10 protein-coding genes are annotated in these 13,465 nt (G+C 68.3%); 2 read left to right on the top strand and 8 right to left on the bottom strand.

The window, feature by feature from the left end; translation table 11 throughout:
* Positions 1-39: 39 nt before the first annotated feature.
* The 8 genes from rpoB to H516_RS19635 all read right to left on the bottom strand — a co-directional run bounded on the left by rpoB (position 40) and on the right by H516_RS19635 (position 11,444).
* Entirely contained in the window at positions 40-3,531 is a 3,492-nt protein-coding gene (gene rpoB, locus H516_RS0110660; RefSeq protein ID WP_026378672.1) for a DNA-directed RNA polymerase subunit beta, read from the bottom strand.
* A 323-nt stretch (positions 3,532-3,854) separates the two neighbouring features.
* Positions 3,855-4,880, bottom strand: a complete 1,026-nt coding sequence (locus tag H516_RS0110655; protein WP_022889703.1) for a Gfo/Idh/MocA family protein — start codon at positions 4,878-4,880, stop codon at positions 3,855-3,857.
* A complete protein-coding gene (locus tag H516_RS19645; RefSeq protein ID WP_051138797.1) occupies positions 4,877-5,902 on the bottom strand; it encodes a Gfo/Idh/MocA family protein in 1,026 nt (341 codons plus the stop codon). Before H516_RS19645 ends, H516_RS0110655 begins: the two co-directional genes overlap by 4 nt.
* Positions 5,903-5,919: 17 nt before the next feature.
* Positions 5,920-6,756 carry a carbohydrate ABC transporter permease gene (locus tag H516_RS0110645; RefSeq protein WP_022889701.1) on the bottom strand — a complete coding sequence of 279 codons (837 nt, stop codon included), beginning with the start codon at positions 6,754-6,756 and terminating at the stop codon, positions 5,920-5,922.
* Entirely contained in the window at positions 6,749-7,702 is a 954-nt protein-coding gene (locus H516_RS0110640; RefSeq protein WP_022889700.1) for a carbohydrate ABC transporter permease, read from the bottom strand. Before H516_RS0110640 ends, H516_RS0110645 begins: the two co-directional genes overlap by 8 nt.
* On the bottom strand, positions 7,699-8,964 hold the full coding sequence (locus H516_RS0110635; protein ID WP_022889699.1) for an ABC transporter substrate-binding protein: 1,266 nt from the start codon (positions 8,962-8,964) through the stop codon (positions 7,699-7,701). Before H516_RS0110635 ends, H516_RS0110640 begins: the two co-directional genes overlap by 4 nt.
* Positions 8,965-9,027: 63 nt before the next feature.
* Positions 9,028-10,257 carry a Gfo/Idh/MocA family protein gene (locus H516_RS19640; RefSeq protein WP_051138796.1) on the bottom strand — a complete coding sequence of 410 codons (1,230 nt, stop codon included), beginning with the start codon at positions 10,255-10,257 and terminating at the stop codon, positions 9,028-9,030.
* Positions 10,251-11,444: an ROK family transcriptional regulator gene (locus H516_RS19635; RefSeq protein ID WP_051138795.1), complete on the bottom strand. Its 1,194-nt coding sequence runs from the start codon at positions 11,442-11,444 to the stop codon at positions 10,251-10,253. The genes H516_RS19640 and H516_RS19635 overlap by 7 nt, the downstream gene beginning before the upstream one ends.
* 318 nt (positions 11,445-11,762) lie before the next feature.
* Between H516_RS19635 and H516_RS0110620 the strand changes: the two genes are divergently transcribed.
* Together H516_RS0110620 and H516_RS0110615 are read left to right on the top strand one after the other, a co-directional pair.
* Positions 11,763-12,515 carry a spermidine synthase gene (locus tag H516_RS0110620; RefSeq protein ID WP_022889698.1) on the top strand — a complete coding sequence of 251 codons (753 nt, stop codon included), beginning with the start codon at positions 11,763-11,765 and terminating at the stop codon, positions 12,513-12,515.
* A 21-nt stretch (positions 12,516-12,536) separates the two neighbouring features.
* On the top strand, positions 12,537-13,409 hold the full coding sequence (locus tag H516_RS0110615) for a spermidine synthase (protein ID WP_022889697.1): 873 nt from the start codon (positions 12,537-12,539) through the stop codon (positions 13,407-13,409).
* Positions 13,410-13,465: the final 56 nt, after the last annotated feature.

Below are 13,465 nucleotides of genomic sequence, written 5' to 3'. Positions count from 1 at the left end.
TCTCCTTGGAAAGTCTCTGTAGTCGTCTACTGGCCAGGCTTAGATCTCGTCGATGTTCGACGACTCGAAGCGCGCGGAGATGTTGATGCCGAGCTCTTCCGCAGCGCGGAAGGCCTCGTCGTCGGTGTCGCGGAGCGAGACCGCTGTGCCGTCTGCCGAGAGGACCTCGACGTTCAGGCAGAGCGACTGCATCTCCTTCATGAGCACCTTGAAGGACTCGGGGATGCCGGGCTCCTGGATGTTCTCGCCCTTGACGATCGCCTCGTAGACCTTGACGCGGCCGAGGATGTCATCGGACTTGATCGTGAGGAGCTCCTGCAGCGCGTATGCGGCGCCATAGGCCTGGAGCGCCCAGACCTCCATCTCACCGAATCGCTGGCCACCGAACTGCGCCTTACCACCGAGCGGCTGCTGGGTGATCATCGAGTACGGGCCCGTCGAACGCGCGTGGATCTTGTCGTCGACGAGGTGGTGCAGCTTCAGGATGTACATGTAGCCGACCGAGACCGGGTACGGGAAGGGCTCGCCCGAACGACCGTCGAAGAGCTGGGTCTTGCCGCTCGAGTCGATCAGACGCTCGCCGTCGCGGTTGGGGAGCGTCGAGTCGAGCAGACCCGCGATCTCCTCTTCGAAGGCACCGTCGAACACCGGGGTGGCGACCTTGGTGCCGGGGGCGGCCTCGTGGGCGGCCTCGGGCAGGCGCTTCGCCCACGTGGGCTTGCCCTCGACCTTCCAGCCCTGCTTCGCAACCCAGCCCAGGTGGGTCTCGAGCACCTGGCCGAAGTTCATTCGACCGGGGATGCCGAGCGGGTTGAGCACGACGTCGACCGGCGTGCCGTCCGCGAGGAACGGCATGTCTTCGACCGGGAGGATCTTCGAGATGACGCCCTTGTTGCCGTGGCGGCCGGCGAGCTTGTCACCCTCGGTGATCTTGCGCTTCTGGGCGATGTAGACGACCACGCGCTGGTTGACGCCCGAGCCGAGCTCGTCGTCGCCGTCTTGGGAGTCGAACACCTTGACGGCGATGATCGTGCCCTGCTCGCCGTGGGGAACCTTCAGCGAGGTGTCGCGAACTTCGCGGCTCTTCTCGTTGAAGATCGCGCGGAGGAGGCGCTCTTCGGCCGAGAGCTCGGTCTCGCCCTTCGGCGTGACCTTGCCGACGAGGATGTCGCCGGGGCGGACCTCGGCGCCGATGCGGATGATGCCGCGCTCGTCGAGGTCGGCCAGCAGGTCGGGGCTCACATTGGGGAGGTCACGGGTGATCTCCTCCTTGCCGAGCTTGGTGTCGCGCGCGTCGACCTCGTACTCCTCGATGTGGATCGAGGAGAGGACGTCGTCCTTCACCAGGTTCTGGCTGAGGATGATCGCGTCCTCGAAGTTGTGGCCCTCCCACGGCATGAACGCGACGAGCAGGTTCTTGCCGAGCGCGAGCTCGCCGTTGTCGGTCGCAGGACCGTCGGCGATGACCTCGCCGGCCTCGACGCGGTCGCCCGCGTTCACGATGACGCGGTTGTTGTACGAGGTGCCCTGGTTCGAGCGGTCGAACTTGCGCAGGAAGTAGCTCTGCGTGCCGCCCTCGTCGAGCTGGACCGTGACGGAGTCGGCCGAGACCTCGACGACGACACCGGCCTTGTCGGCGGTGATGACGTCACCGGCGTCGATCGCGGCGTAGCCCTCCATACCGGTGCCGACGAACGGCGAGTCGCTGCGGAGCAGCGGCACCGCCTGACGCTGCATGTTCGCACCCATGAGGGCGCGGTTCGCGTCGTCGTGCTCGAGGAACGGGATGAGCGAGGTGCCGACCGACACCATCTGGCGCGGCGAGACATCCATGTAGCCGATCTCGTCGGCGGGGATCAGGTCGACCTCGCCGCCCTTCTGACGGGCGAGCACGCGCTCCTCCGAGAAGTGGCCGTCGGCCTTGAGCGGTGCGTTGGCCTGAGCGACGATGAAGTCGTTCTCCTCCATCGCGGTGAGGTAGTCGATCTGGTCGGTGACCCGGCCTCCGACGACCTTGCGGTACGGCGTCTCGATGAAACCGAACGAGTTGATGCGCGCGAACGACGCGAGCGAGCCGATGAGGCCGATGTTCGGGCCTTCGGGAGTCTCGATCGGGCACATGCGGCCGTAGTGCGAGGGGTGGACGTCTCGGACCTCGACGCCGGCGCGGTCGCGCGAGAGACCACCGGGGCCGAGCGCCGAGAGGCGGCGCTTGTGGGTCAGACCCGCGAGCGGGTTGTTCTGGTCCATGAACTGCGAGAGCTGCGAGGTGCCGAAGAACTCCTTGATCGCGGCGACGACGGGTCGCACGTTGATCAGGGTCTGCGGGGTGATCGCCTCGATGTCCTGCGTCGTCATGCGCTCGCGGACGACGCGCTCCATGCGGCTGAGGCCGGTGCGCACCTGGTTCTGGATGAGCTCGCCGACCGCGCGGATGCGACGGTTGCCGAAGTTGTCGATGTCGTCGACGTCGAGGCGGAGGTCGACCGCCTTGCCGCCGCGGCGGCCGGGCAGCGTCTCGCGCTCGTCGTGGAGGGCGACGAGGTACTTGATCGTGGCGACGATGTCTTGCACGGTCAGCACCGAGTCGGTGAGGGGGGCCTCGAGGCCGAGCTTCTGGTTGATCTTGTACCGGCCGACCTTCGCGAGGTCGTAGCGCTTCGGGTTGAAGTAGAAGTTGTCGAGCAGCGCACGCGCGGCCTCGGCGGCGACCTGCTCGCCCGGACGGAGCTTGCGGTAGATGTCCTTGAGCGCCTCTTCCTTCGTGAGGATGTTGTCCTTCTCGAGGGTGAGGGCGATCGACTCGTACCCGGCGAACTCCTCGAGGATCTCTTCCGAGGTGAGGCCGAGGGCCTTCAGGAACACCGTGACCGACTGCTTGCGCTTGCGATCGATGCGGACGCCGACCTGGTCGCGCTTGTCGATCTCGAACTCGAGCCAGGCGCCGCGGCTCGGGATGACGCGGGCCGAGTAGATGTCTTTGTCGCTGGTCTTCTCGGGGGTGCGCTCGAAGTAGACGCCGGGCGAACGGACGAGCTGCGAGACGACGACGCGCTCGGTGCCGTTGATGACGAAGGTGCCCTTGGGGGTCATGAGCGGGAAGTCGCCCATGAAGACCGTCTGGGTCTTGATCTCACCCGTGAGGTGGTTCATGAACTCCGCGTTCACGTAGAGCGGGGCGGAGTAGGTCTTCGACTTCTCTTTGCACTCGTCGATCGTGTACTTCGGCGGCTCGAGCTCGGGGTTCGTGAACGAGAGCTGCATGGTCTCGCCGAGGTCTTCGATCGGCGAGATCTCCTCGAAGATCTCCTCGAGACCGGTGGCCTCGGGCAGATCGGTGCGACCGGCCGACTGGGCTTCGGCGACGCGCGCCTTCCACGCGTCGTTGCCGACGAGCCAGTCGAAGCTCTCGGTCTGGAGTGCGAGGAGGTCGGGTACCGTGAGGGTATCGGCGATCTTCGCGAACGAGAGGCGGCTTGCACCGCGTCCGTTCTTGGGGGTGGGCGTGGTCGCGTTGCGCGCAGCAGCCAAGTGAATAACCTCCATGGCCCCGTCGGGCCGGTTCACTGTCGGTAGCGGAGAGAGTTCAGTACCCCTCAGACATGGTGCGACGCCGGAGATCACAGGATCTCGGCACACACGAAGCCGACCGCAATATGAAGGCATGCAGGGTCTGGGAGCGCAAAGCTCAACTATATGCGATCCGACGCGCCAAGTCCAGCCGGATTCTTGATTTGTTCGCGGATGTCCGGTATAACCGGGATCCCGCGCCCGTGAGATGCGAAGCGGCGCCCCGCAGCGGCCCCGATAGTGTCGGTGGGCGGATGCTGCGGGGCGCCGTCTACGGCATCGGTTCAGGCCGTCGCGTGCACGCCCTCAGGCAGCCCCGAGCGCACCGACCGCTTCGCCGCGTCGACGACTGCGAGCGTGCGAACCCCGACCGAGCCGTCGGGAACCGGTGCCCGCGAGTCGCCGACGGCCCCGAGGAACTCGTCGATCATGAGCTCGTCGAGATCGGAGCCGAACGCGTCCCAGGTCGCACCGCCCGTTCCGTACCCCGAGATGTGAGCGGCGAAGGGATCGATCCGCATCGACCCTCGCGTGCCGTGCACCTCCAGTGTGAGCCCGCCCCAGGTGGCCGCCGAGTCGGGCTGGCTCCACGAGCAGTCGATCGTCGCGATGACCCCCGACGGATAGGCGATCGACACGACGCCCCCCGTCTCGACCTCGACACCACGATCGGCGTGCAGAATGCGGTTCGCCGTCGCGTAGACCTCCTGGGCGGTCTCGCCGAGCAGTTCGTCGAGGAGGTCGGCGCAGTGCACGACATGATCGACGAGTGCGCCGCCTCCGGCGGCGGCCTCGTTGGTGAACCAGCTGCGGTCGAGCGGGATCTTGCCGTTGTTCGTGCCGGAGACGGCGAGGATCTCGCCGAACTGCCCTGCACGCACCCGGGCCACGAGCTCGCGGAACGACGGCGCGAAACGCACCGGGTACGCGGTCATGAGCGTGACTCCCGCGGCATCGGCGGCCTCGACCATCGCGAGGGCGTCGGCCGGCTCGGTCGCGATCGGCTTCTCGCAGAGCACATGTGCGCCGGCGGCGAATGCCGCGAGCGCGAGCTCGCGATGCCTCGCGTTCTCTGCGGTGACGATGACGCCGTGCGGCGCGCGGGCGAGCACGGCGTCGACGTCGTCGAGGTACTCGATGCCGAGGCGCTCGGCGAGCTCGGCGCCGCGCTGCGTCCCCGCGTCGTACGGCGTGAGGTCGGTGCCGAAGACCTCGACGCCCCGTGCGAGGAGCGAACGGGCGTACGCCTCGACGTGCGGGTGCGCGAACGACAGGATGCCGATGCGCAGTGGTTCGGTCGTGCGGTTCATGCGCGGGCTCCGATCAGGGTGTCGTCGGTCGAGGCATCCACCTCGCCGGTCGGCTGGACCTCGACCGGCAGGCCGCGCTCGATCGACTCGAGGGCGGCCTCGGCGATGCGTACCGCGCGGACGCCGTCGGCCCCGTCGACCCGAGCAGGTCCTCCGGAGCGGATGGCCCGCGCGAAGTCGGCGATCTCTACGGAATACGGGCTCTCGGCCCCGCTCGTCTCCGGCAGGTACCCACCGGGCTCGACGGGCGGGAACACCGCCCGCACGGTGTCGTCGCGCGCGGAGTCGAAGCGCAGTACGCCGGTGTCGCCCGCGAGGTCGAACGAGTACGAGAACGGCAGCGCCGGACTCCCCCACGTTCCGTGCACGTGGCTGATCAGGCCCGACTCGTGGTCGAGCACGACCTGGGCCGCGACCACCGGGGCCACCGCCCCGCCCCGGCGTTGCAGCCGAGCGAAGACGCGACGCACCGGGCCGCCGAGCCACTCGGCCTGGTCGAGGTCGTGGATCATCTGGTCCATGACGATGCCGCCCGAGACGGCGTCGTCGAAGAACCAGGCCGCTTGCGGCGCCGCGCTCTGGCGCCGGAACCGGAACACCGCGGGCCGCCCGATGCGCCCCGCCGCGATCGCCCCGCGTGCCGCGAGGAACTCGGGGAAGTAGCGCACGACGTGCGCCGGGAAGAGCCGTACTCCGGTGCGTTCCGCCGCCTCGACGACCGCGGCCGAGTCGGCAGCCGTACGCGCGAGCGGCTTCTCGCACACGACGTGCTTGCCGCGCCCGATGGCCGCGAGTGCGAACTCGGCGTGCGTCGACGTCGGGGTGACGATGTCGATCACGTCGACGCCCGGCCACAGCTCGTCGAGGGACTCGGCGACCTCGAGGCCGTAGCGCGCGGCGAGTTCGTGCGAGCCCGCCTGCGAGTACACGGTGATCCGCGCGCCGAGCGCGAGCCAGCCCGGCACATGCGCGTGGGAGATTGCGCCGGCGCCGATGAGGCCGACGCGGAGGGGTGTGGTCATGGGTGGAGCAACGCCGTTCATTTGAGTCCGGAGAATGCGACGCCGTCGATGACTCGGCGCTGCATGAAGAGGAAGAGGAGGAGCACCGGTGCCATCGCCATCATCGCCGCCGCGAGGAGCATCGGATAGTCGGTGATCGTGCGACCGCTCGTGAGGGTCGCGATACCGGCGGAGAGCGGCATGCTCTCGGCGCTCGTCGCGACGATGAGCGGCCAGAGCAGGTCGTTCCACGACCACAGCACGGTGATGATCGCGAGCGCCGAGAGTCCGGGCTTCGCGAGCGGCAGCATGATCTTCCAGAAGATCTGGAACTGGTTCGCTCCGTCGAGGCGGGCTGCCTCCTCGAGCTCCGGCGGGAGGCCCATGAAGAACTGCCGCATCATGAACGTGCCGAACGCACTGAAGATGCCTGGTGCCGCGATGCCGATGACGGTGTTGAGCCAGCCGAGCCCTTGGATGATCTGGTACTGCGGCAGGAGATAGACCTGCGGCGGCACCATGAGGATCGCGAGGATCAAGGCGAGCACGACGCCCTTGAACGGGAAGTACATGCGCGCGAACGCGTACCCCGCCATCGAGCACAGCACGAGCTGACCGATCGTGCGGATCACCGTGATCGCGACCGACACCCCGAACTGGCTGAGGAACGGGACACGGTCGAACACGTTCGCGTAGTTCTCGGGCTTGAACTCCGACGGCCAGAACGACGGCGGGATCGAGATGACGTCGGCGTTCGTGCCGAGCGACATGATGAGCTGCCAGACGAAGGGGAAGATCATCACGACCGCCCCGACCGTAAGCACGACATACGCGATGGTGTTCGACTCGCGCGCGCCGACTGGGCGCTTAGACATAGGTGACCCATTTCTTCTGGAGTCGGAACTGCAACACCGTGAAGATGCCGACGAGGAGGAGGATCACGACGCCGATGGCCGCCGCATACCCGTTGTCGCCCGTCTTGATGTTCGTGAAGAAGTAGTAGACGACCGACTGGGTCTTGTCGATGGCGGGGTTCGTCGTGCCCATGAGCGCATACAGCAGGTCGAAGAGCTGGAAGCCCGAGATGACGGTCATCACCGAGACGAAGAAGATCGAGGGGGTGAGCAGCGGCACGGTGATGGTCGTGAACTGCTTCCATCGCGTCGCGCCGTCGAGCGACGCAGCCTCGTAGAGCTCGACGGGGATGCCTTTCATGCCCGCCGACAGGATGATGAGGTTGAAGCCGAGCGAGATCCAGACGCCGACCAGGGCCACGGCGACGAGGGCCACCCCCTCGGTCGAGAGCCAGCTCGGGCCGTCGATGCCGATGAGCGAGAGCATGTAGTTCAAGATGCCGAAGTCGCCGTTGTAGATGATGCGCCAGACCATGGAGATGGCCGCGGGCATCGCGACGTACGGCAGGAAGAACGCGGCACGGAACACACTGGCGAATCGAAGGCCGGGGCGGTTCAGGAGGCTCGCGAAATAGACGGCGAGCGGGATGCCGCAGAGCAGGATCGCCGTGTACCCGAGGGTGTTCAGAATGGCGCGGCCCATCGTGGCATCGGTGATGAGTTCTGCGTAGTTGTCGAACCCGACCCACTCGGAATCGCCGAAGGGGCCCCACTCGGTGAAGCTGAACCAGAAGTTGCGCACGATCGGCCACAGGTAGAACAGGGCGACGCCCGCGAACAGCGGCAGCACGAAGACGAGCGCCCAGCCGAGGTCGCTGCGGCCGCGCCGCTTGCTGCGACCGGCCGGCGGGGCCGGCGCCGCAGCGGGAGCTGCGACGCCGACCTCGTGGACTGCTGAGGAGGTCATTCGTTCTCTTCGGCCAGTGCTTCGTTCATCTTCTCTGCGAGTTCCTTCGCCACCTCGGCGACGGGGCGCTCGCCCGAGAACGCGGCGGGGAGCAGTTCGTTCTCGAGCTGGTTCCACGCTGCGGTGTTCTTCGAGACGGGGTACGGGAACGAGGAGTTCTCGGCCTCGTCGAGGAAGACCTGCAGGTTGTACGGCGCCGAGGCGACGAACGCCTCCTGCGTGCCGTTGAACGCGGGGAGAGCGGCTCCCGCCTCGGCCTGGATGACTGCGGCACGGTCGGAGGCGAGGAAGTTCTGGAACGCCTGCGCGGCGGCCTTGTTCTTCGACGACTTCGCGACGACGTTCGCGAGACCGTGGATCACGGTCGCCTCCCGCTCGTCCTTCGGCAGGGGCGCGACCTCGATGTCGTCGACGATCGCGGACTCGCGGAGCTCCGCGTTCGACCAGGTGCCCGACCAGAACATGGCCGACTTGCCGTTCACGAACCACACGTTCTGCGGGGTGTCGGAGAGCTGCTGGAGCGTCGGAGCCGAGCCGTCGGCGATGAGGTCGGCGACGAACTGCAGGCCCGCGATCGCCTCGGGGCTGTCGTAACCCGACGTCGTGCTGTCGGCCGAGATGACCTCGCCACCGGCCTGGAGGATGGTGTTGTAATACATCTCCTGGCCGCCCGCGAGACCGTTGACGGTGCCGTAGACGCCGTCGGCCTTCAGCGCGTCGGAGATGGCCTTGGCCTTCTCGTGGAACTCGTCCCACGTCCAGCCCTCGGTCGGGTACTCGACGCCCGCCTGGTCGAACAGCGCCTTGTTGTAGAACACCGCGACCGTGTCGTAGTCCTTCGGCACGCCGTACTGGGTGCCGTCGAACGAATACAGGTCGTTGAGCGCCTGCGGGTAGTTCGCCGGGTCGACGGCGTCGGTCACGGGCTCGAGCTTGTCGTTCGAGGCGTAGAGCTGGAAGTTCGGGCCGTTCATCCAGAAGACGTCGGGCAGCGTGTCCGACGAAGCCTGGGTCTGGAGCTTGCCGAAGAACTCGGAGTACGGCGTGACATCCGTCTTCACCGTGATGTTCGGGTACTCCTCGTTGAATTCCTCGATGATCTGGTCGATCGCCTTCTCCTGGGTGGCATCCCAGTAGGCGTAGCTGATCTCTGCCGTCATGTCCTTGTCGGCGGTCGACGTCGACCCGCCGTCGTTGGACGAGCAGGCGGTGAGCAGGAGTGCCGTGGCGGCGACTCCGGCCAGTAGCGCTGTGCGGCGCATGGGTGTTCTCCTCCGGTTAGAGTGGGCGGGATCGCCCGATTGCAGGTGATTGCGGGTGACGAGTCACCCACCGGTCGGCGCGGTGTGCGCCGCGCCGACCGGGTCTCCGGGCCCTTCGAAGTAGCCGGCGACGCCCGAGGGCAGCGCAGGAACGTCTCGGGGTTCCGATGAGTTTCGAAGCGAGTCCGTCGCCGCCGCCGCCGTCGCGACTGCGTGACGTGCGGCGATGGGCGAGGTCTCGGTGGGGATGCCCTCGCGCACGAAGCGGAGGAACTCGGTGACCGTGCGGAGGTCGGCATCGCCGTGTCCGCCCTGGTCGCCGACGATGGGATGCTCCAGATCGCCCTCGGGCCGGTAGAGGCGCCGCTCGTTCCAGACGCGCACGACTCCGCCGTCGGTGTCGCCGAAGTTCTCGAGCCGGCCCTTCGTGCCGATGACGGTGTAGTTGCGCCAGTAGTCGGGCGTGTAGTGGCACTGCTCGTACGAGGCGTAGACCCCGTTGTCGAGTTGCATCAGCACCATCGAAAGGTCTTCGACGTCGATCACCGGGTTGAGCTCGCGCTGCTCGAGCGGCGGCCAGTTGTCGAGACTGAACCACTCGGGCATCGTGCGGTCGGAGTTGTCGCGCCGATCGGCGATGCCGCCGTAGAGGGTGTCGCCGCCCATGCCGACGACACGGGTCGTATACCCGCCCGCGAGCCAGTGGATGACGTCGAGGTCGTGCGCGCCCTTCTGCAGCAGCAGCCCGTTCGACCTCGCCCGCTCGGCATGCCAGTCCTTGAAGTAGTAGTCGCCGCCGTTGCCGACGAAGTGACGGCACCAGACCGCCTTGACCTCGCCGATCTCGCCGCGCGCGATGGCGTCGCGCATCGTGCGGATGACCGCCATGTGGCGCATGTTGTGGCCGACGTAGAGCTTCGCCCCGGCGGCGACGGCAGCCTCGAGCACGGCGTCGGCGTCTTCCGTGGTGGTGGCGAGCGGCTTCTCGAGGTAGACGGCGACGCCTGCACGGAGCAGCTCCACGGCGACCTCGGCGTGCGTGTCGTCGGGCGTGAGCACGAAGGCCCCGTCGACGACGTCGCCCGATGCGAGCAAGTCACGAGTGCTCGCGAACGCCTCGGCGGTGGCCGAGAGCGCGTCGTTCCCGCGCGCGAGCGCCGCCGGGTCGGGATCGACCAGCGCGACGATCTCACCGAGCCCCGAGGCCGCAGCATGAACTGCGAGGTTCGACCTCGCGCCGCATCCGATCACGGCAAGCCGGAGCGGACGCGCCGGCTCGTCGAGGTTCACCATTCGAAGTCCTTTCCCTCTGAGTCGAGCGCGTCGCCGCCGTCGGGCCGGCGCAGCGCCGGCATCGGCACCTCGTGGACCCCGTAGACCAGCTCCGAGCTGAGGTCGAACGCCCGCGACAGCGCCCCGAACGCGATCGAGTCGATGCCGAGTCGCGAAGCGACGATCGTCGGGGCGAACGGCAGCGAGACGAGGCCGGCCACCCGCTCGTTGAGCGGCGTCACGAGCCGGTCGCCTGCGCGCGACATCGGGCCGCCGATGACGACGAGGTCGGGGTCGATCGTCTGGGCGAGCACGACGACCGTGTCGGCGAGGCCCGCGACGAAGGTCTCGACCTCGGCCACGGCACCGGCATCGCCCGCATCTGCCATTTCGAACACGCTGCGAGCGCTCGGGGCCGAACGCCAGACGAGGTGGCCGCGCTCGTCGAGCGGAACCCGGAGGCTCGCGTCGCCGAGTTCGCCCGCAGCGTTGTGGCTGCCACGCCGGAGCCGCCCGTCGAGGACGAGTCCCGCGGAGATCTGGCCGCCGATGAAGACGAAGAGCATGTCGTCGGCGAGATGAGCTGCGCCGAGCCGCTGCTCCGCGAGGGCCGCGAGGTTCACATCGTTGTCGAGGGACACCGCGCAGCCGATCTGCTTCGCGAGCTCGCCACCGACGTCGACACCTTCCCAGTCGGGGAACCCGTGCGAGATCCAGATGCGACCGTCGGCCCTCACCAAGCCCGTGACCCCGACATGGGCGAACAGCAGGCGTTCCGCGGGCGCATCGGCGACACGAAGCGCGTCGGCGATCAGCGCACGCACGGCGTCGATGCGCATTCCGCCGTCGGCCGGAACCTCACCCCGATGTTCGACGCGGGCCACCACTGTGCCGGAGAGATCGGCGAGAATCACGCGGATGCCGGCGAAACCGACGTCGACGCCCGCGACGTAGCCGGCGTTGCCCACGAAGCGCGAGACGCGAGCAGGCCGACCTGCGCCGCGGTGGCCGTTGGTCTCGTTCGTCGCCACCAGTCCGCGACCGGCGAGGTCGGAGAACGCGGCTTCGACGGTCGGGCGCGACAGGCCTGTGGCTTGGGCGACCTCCGAGACCGAGGCGGGGCCGATGTCGCGCAGGTGGAGCGCGCAACGAGCAGTGTTCGACCTGCGGAGGGCGCCCAGCCGGTGCTCGTGCGTTCGTGATTCCATTCGCCGCTCCATCGAGGTTCTTCGGGACGATGTCCCGCGAATCAGAAATTACGCAAGTGACTTGTGTAATTACCAGCATGAGTGAACCACAGTCATCGGATGTATGTCAAGTCCCGAACCCGACGCCCTTGGTACGGCCGCCCCCCGCGCGCCCGTACGGATCGGCGCGCGCCGAGGAGGCGCCTTCGAGCGATCGATCGCACATCCGGGGCGGTCGGCTACCGATTGGCGGAGTCAGGTGCCGATCAGTCGACTCAGCGCCGGCGATTCGGGGAGCGCCCGCATCCGCCGACGCGACATCCGTGGCACGATGCCGTCATGGCGGCACACATCGAGTTCGGCGCCGACGTGTTCTCGGAGCACGGGCTGACGCTGCTCGTCGACGGCACGGCGCAGTCGCACGTCGACCTCCTCGACCCGACCCACCTCTTCTTCGAGTACACCCGTCGCCTCGGGCACGTCATCGATGCTTCGGGTGCACCCGGAGTACCGCTTCGGGTACTGCACCTCGGCGGCGGCGCCCTCACGCTCGCCCGTTACGTCGCCGCGACGCGCCCCGGCGCTCGTCAGCTCGTCGTCGAACTCGATCGTGAACTGCTCGACACGGTGCTCGAGCGGCTGCCGCTGCCCGAGGGGGCGCGCATCGAGCTCGTCGTCGGCGACGCGGCATCCGTCATCGAGACCGTCGACGGGCCGTTCGACCTCGTCATCGTCGACCTCTACTCGCGCCTGGAGGCACCTGCGTTCGTCGAGACCGTCGACTTCATGGGCGGATGCCTCCGGCTCCTGTCTTCCGGCGGCGTGCTCGCGGTCAACGTGGCCGACGCGGCAGGGCTCGGCCGGCTCCGAGACCAGGCCCGTGCGATCGCACGGGCCGACCCTGCCGCGGCGATTCTCGTCGCCGGCGATCCGAGTGTGCTCTCGGGTGCCGAGGAGGGCAACGCCGTGCTCGTCGCGGCACGCGGAGAGCTGCCGCCCGGCCTGCGCGAGCGCCTGCTCGCGCAGGGGCCGCACCCGGCCGAGGTGCTGACGGGCGAACGACTCGACTTCGTGCTGTGGGGCGGCTGCTGAGCGAGCGGGTAGCGTGGCCTCGTGCCCTCCCCCGACGACTCGTTCGAACGCCGCCTCGCCGTGAGCGGCCACCTCGCCCGGCTCGAGGAGTCACGGCAGACACCGGGTTCGTGGACCCTCTACGTCGACGGCACGCCGCAGTCGCACGTCGAGCTCGAGCGGCCCGACTGGCTCGGCTTCGAGTACGTGCGCCGCATCGGGCACGCCGCCGACCTCGTGCGCGAACCGGGCGAGCCGATCACCGCCGTACACCTCGGCGGCGGGGCGCTGACCCTGCCGCGCTACGTCATCGCGACCCGGCCCGGCTCCCGTCAGCAGGTCGTCGAGCTCGAGTCCGAGCTCGTCGATCTCGTGCGCGAGCACCTGCCGCTGCCGCGAGGTGCGCAACTCCGTATCCGCCACGGCGATGCGCGCGAGGTCGTCGCGAAGCTGCCCGGCGGGCTCGACGGCGCCGTCGACCTCGCGATCGTCGACATCTTCTCCGGCGCCCGCACGCCCGCGCACGTCACGAGCGTCGAATTCTACGAACTCATCGCCCCGAGACTCGCCCCAGGCGGCATCGTCGCCGTGAACGTCGCCGACGGCGCGGGCCTCGCCTTCGCCCGATCGCAGGCGGCGACCCTCGCGCACGTCTTCGCGCACGTGGCGATCGCCGCCGACGCGAGCATGTTGAAGGGCCGCCGCTTCGGCAACGTCGTCATGTACGCCTCGAACGCGCCGCTGCCGTTCGACGAACTGCCGCGCCGCCTCGCGAGCGACCCGGCCCCGGCGAAGCTCGTCGACGGCGAGGAGCTCCGCCGCTTCATCGCCGGCGCCCCGATCGTGACCGACGCCACCGCGGTGCCGTCGCCACCGCCCGCGCGTTCGATCTTCCTCGCGAAGCCCGGGCGCTGACGCCCCGCTCCGCCTCACCCGCCCCGCGCCGCAAGATCGGCGATCGCCACGAGATC

The organism is Agromyces italicus DSM 16388, from assembly GCF_000421545.1.
Lineage (GTDB): Bacteria > Actinomycetota > Actinomycetes > Actinomycetales > Microbacteriaceae > Agromyces > Agromyces italicus.
The sequence above is the reverse complement of the archived record's forward strand: the minus strand, read 5'-3'. Positions and strand labels throughout refer to the sequence as shown.

Excerpts from the sequence above, each read along its gene's own strand:
- H516_RS0110655 (WP_022889703.1), bottom strand. The coding sequence starts at position 4,880 with ATGAACCGCACGACCGAACCACTGCGCATCGGCATCCTGTCGTTCGCG.
- H516_RS19645 (WP_051138797.1), bottom strand. The coding sequence starts at position 5,902 with ATGACCACACCCCTCCGCGTCGGCCTCATCGGCGCCGGCGCAATCTCC.
- H516_RS0110645 (WP_022889701.1), bottom strand. The coding sequence starts at position 6,756 with ATGTCTAAGCGCCCAGTCGGCGCGCGCGAGTCGAACACCATCGCGTAT.
- H516_RS0110640 (WP_022889700.1), bottom strand. The coding sequence starts at position 7,702 with ATGACCTCCTCAGCAGTCCACGAGGTCGGCGTCGCAGCTCCCGCTGCG.
- H516_RS0110635 (WP_022889699.1), bottom strand. The coding sequence starts at position 8,964 with ATGCGCCGCACAGCGCTACTGGCCGGAGTCGCCGCCACGGCACTCCTG.
- H516_RS19640 (WP_051138796.1), bottom strand. The coding sequence starts at position 10,257 with ATGGTGAACCTCGACGAGCCGGCGCGTCCGCTCCGGCTTGCCGTGATC.
- H516_RS19635 (WP_051138795.1), bottom strand. The coding sequence starts at position 11,444 with ATGGAATCACGAACGCACGAGCACCGGCTGGGCGCCCTCCGCAGGTCG.
- H516_RS0110620 (WP_022889698.1), top strand. The coding sequence starts at position 11,763 with ATGGCGGCACACATCGAGTTCGGCGCCGACGTGTTCTCGGAGCACGGG.